Raw genomic sequence first — 3,142 nt, 5'->3', positions numbered from 1 at the left:
CAAGATATACAGGGCCTCGCGGGGACGGGTCAGGGCCACATAAAGGAGGTTCACGCTCTCGAAGACCTCCCGGGCCTTTTCCTCGAGCCGGGCGCGGGACACCTCCTCGGCCGAATCCTTCCGGGCCCGGATGAGCCCCCAGTCGGTAAAGACCACCTCCCCCCGCCCTTTCGGCCCCCAGGTGAGAAAAGGGATCACCACGGCGTCGAATTCAAGCCCTTTAGAGGCATGAATGGTAAACACCCTTACGGCCTGAAGCTCCCGCGGAAGGCCGATCTTTTCCTCTCCGCCGGACTCCTCCCAGCGGGCCAGGAAATCCGAAAGCCCCAGAACTTCCTCTTCGTAAGAAAGGATAGAGGAAAGAAAGCGCATCAGATAAAGCTCCTCTTCGGGGAAACGTTCGCGAAGACCGAATTCCCGGAGGATTTCCTGGACCAGTTCGTAGAGGGATATTCCCCTTTCCTGAAGTTCCGAAAGACGCCGAAGCCGGTTCAGGATCCCCGGGGCCCGCAGGGCCAGGAGTTCCTCCAGGCTTTTCCCCTCCCGAAAGTAATCCCTTAGGATCTCCACCCCCTGGGAGGTAAACGGACTGGCCAGAAAACCGGCCAGAGCGGTCTCGTCCGCGGGATAGTCCAGGTACTTGAGCAGGGAAAGGAAGCCCTTTATCAGGGGCGAATTCTCAAGCCGCAGGGCCCGTTCGGTGACCGCCGGAATCCCCAGCCCGAAGAGAAAGGTGGCCAGTTCCTCGGCCTCCTGGTTTTCCCGCACCAGAAGGGCCACGCTCCGCCCCTTCTCCACGTAGGTCTGATAGAGCCGGGGCATGAGCTCCGCAAGGACCCGGAAGACCTCCTGACGAAAGACCTCCCGATCCTCGTCCGGGGGAACCCGGATAAGCTCCACCTGCCCCTCCGGGGCTTCCGGAAGCACCTCCTGTTCCACGGTCTGATACACCCCGGAAAGACGCCGGGTGAGCGCCTGGGAGACCGGGCAATCCCTGGATTCCCTTCGCTCGCGTTCTCCGTAAAGGAACCTCCGGACCAGCCGGGGCAGATTTTCGCGTAGGCGCGAGAAAAGCAGGTTATTGAAAAGCACGATGCGCCTTGCGGAACGACGGTTCACCGGAAGGATCTCGGCGGAGAGTTCCGCCGGAAGACTCCGGGGCACCTCGTAGAAGAGTTCCGGATCCCCGCCGCGCCACATATAGATGGCCTGTTTGACATCCCCCACGTAAAAGAGCGACCCCCCGCTTCCCAGGATCTCCTCCACCAGGGGACGCAGGGCCTCCCATTGTTTGCGATCCGTGTCCTGGAATTCATCCAGCAGAAAATGGCGCAGACGCGAGCCCAGTTTGAGATAGATAAGGGGGAGGAGTCCCCGGGCGTGCTCGGCCAGGAGATCGGTCCAGCTTCCGGCCTGAAGCACCCCTTCCTCCTCGCGGATGTGGAGGAGTTCGCGCAGGATCTCCCGGAAGAGCCTTTCGTAAGGGGCCACTTCAGCCCGGGCCTTGGCCTTAAGATAAACCTCCAGACGGGCCCTCAGGGTCCGAAACTCCTCCTCCAGGGCTTCCAGGTCCGCCCGAATACGTCCCTTTACCAGTTGCCGGATGGAATCCTTCTTGAAAACCGCACGATCAAAATAACGGGGAGGATCCGCCAGGGCCTCGGGCCAGCTGGGGTATCGGGGCGAAAGCCCCAGCTGATCGAAAAGCCTTTCCGAGAGCCTGCGCCCCTGTTCCCGCAGATCCTCCTCCAGGGCGACCAGGTCCTCAATGGCCGGAGGGGGAGGCCAGTCCCCTCCGCCTCCCCGGCGGCGCAGAAGCCGGTGAAGCTCCTCCATTCGGCGACGAAAGTGTCTCTCGGGATTGAACCCTCCCCGTTCCTCGATCTCCAGGAAGGTCTGAAGGGCCTCCTCGAAAAGGGATCTTACCCGAGAGTCCGAACGCAAGCGCAAAAGGAGACGATCGAAGGCCCGATTAAGGAAGAATTCCTCCCGGATCTCTGCGGAAAGATCGGGTCTTAAACCCAGCTCCCAGGCCAGCCCCCGGATAAGGGTAAAGATGAGGCTGTCTATGGTGCGGACCTGGAAGGCAGGATAGGCGGAAAAGATGGTCTCCAGCCAGGCCTCGGCTTCGGTCGGCGAAAGCCCGGTCTCCATCGAGAGTCTGCGCCCCAGGGGGGTACGGAGGGCCATGTGTTTGAGAAAGGTGAGGATGCGTTCGCGCATCTCCGCGGCGGCCTGGTTGGTGAAGGTCAGGGCCACAATGGAGGAAAGCCCTCTTTCCGAGGGCGGGCCCTGGCTCTTAAGGAGCTTCAGGTAGTGAAGGGCCAGGCGATAGGTCTTCCCGGCTCCGGCGGAGGCCGAAACCTGAACAATCCCCCGCGGCTCGGGATAGAAGGGAAGCTCCAGGGCCTGCGGCACGGATCTATTTTAACACAGGACCCTCTCCTTCCCACCGGGTTTGGCCTTCGGCCCCTTTCCCGTTACATTCATAGAACATGACCGAGGAAAAGTTTCACGTACCGCACCGGTTTCCGACCTGGGTATCCTGGCTGGCTTTTACCCTGGGGATAACGGGTTCCCTTTCCCTGCGGCTCATTCTGGTGGCCAAGGCCTACCGCCCCCAGCTCATCGATCTCCTCTGGTACATAGGGGTCTGCGGCAACATGATCTTTTTTCTCTTTCGCTCTTATATCACCGCCCGGCGCCGGCGGACCATCCGCGAACTCCATCTCCTGGAAAAGCTGGAAAAACAGGCCGATCTCTCCCCCACCGATCTGGAGGCCCTGCGTTATCTGGTGGCCAGTCTGGCGGTGTCCAAGGAGCGCTGGAACTATGCCATTATTTCCCTCTTTTCCCTGGCGGCCATCCTCTGGGACCTCTGGTTCCGCTTCAGCCGATAGCCCTTAACCGGCAGCGGGTTCCCGGCGGGCTTCCCGGAGCAAGCGACAGAACTCGGCCCTTTCCGAATCGCGGCAGGCCCTCAAGGCCGCCCATTTTAGAACGATAGGGGCCATAAAGGTGGTGAGAAAGGCCATGATTACCAGGGCCGAAAACTGGCTCGGGGTGAGCAGGGGTGCGGAGATCACCCCGCGGGAAAGAAGCTCCTGGCTCAGATTCATGGCCACCGCGGCCACGATGAGTT

At 61.0% G+C, this 3,142-nt stretch carries 3 protein-coding genes; 1 reads left to right on the top strand and 2 read right to left on the bottom strand.

Annotation, left to right across the window (positions count from 1 at the left end; all coding sequences use genetic code 11):
• A partial coding sequence (locus F8J34_RS04195; protein WP_297056754.1) for a UvrD-helicase domain-containing protein occupies positions 1-2,418 on the bottom strand: 2,418 nt, incomplete at its 3' end.
• Positions 2,419-2,495: 77 nt separating this feature from the next.
• On the opposite strand from F8J34_RS04195, the gene F8J34_RS04190 reads away from it, so the two are divergent.
• A complete protein-coding gene (locus F8J34_RS04190; RefSeq protein WP_297056753.1) occupies positions 2,496-2,900 on the top strand; it encodes a hypothetical protein in 405 nt (134 codons plus the stop codon).
• Positions 2,901-2,903: 3 nt separating this feature from the next.
• Here F8J34_RS04190 and F8J34_RS04185 read toward each other — a convergent pair.
• Positions 2,904-3,142, bottom strand: a 239-nt coding sequence (locus tag F8J34_RS04185; RefSeq protein WP_297056752.1) for a hypothetical protein, incomplete at its 5' end; no start/stop codon positions are given.

Source organism: Thermosulfurimonas sp. (genome assembly GCF_015491435.1).
Classification (GTDB): domain Bacteria; phylum Desulfobacterota; class Thermodesulfobacteria; order Thermodesulfobacteriales; family Thermodesulfobacteriaceae; genus Thermosulfurimonas_A.
This window is presented reverse-complemented; position numbering and strand designations above follow the sequence as displayed.

Coding starts and splice junctions, on each gene's coding strand:
- F8J34_RS04190 (WP_297056753.1), top strand. CDS start 2,496: ATGACCGAGGAAAAGTTTCACGTACCGCACCGGTTTCCGACCTGGGTA.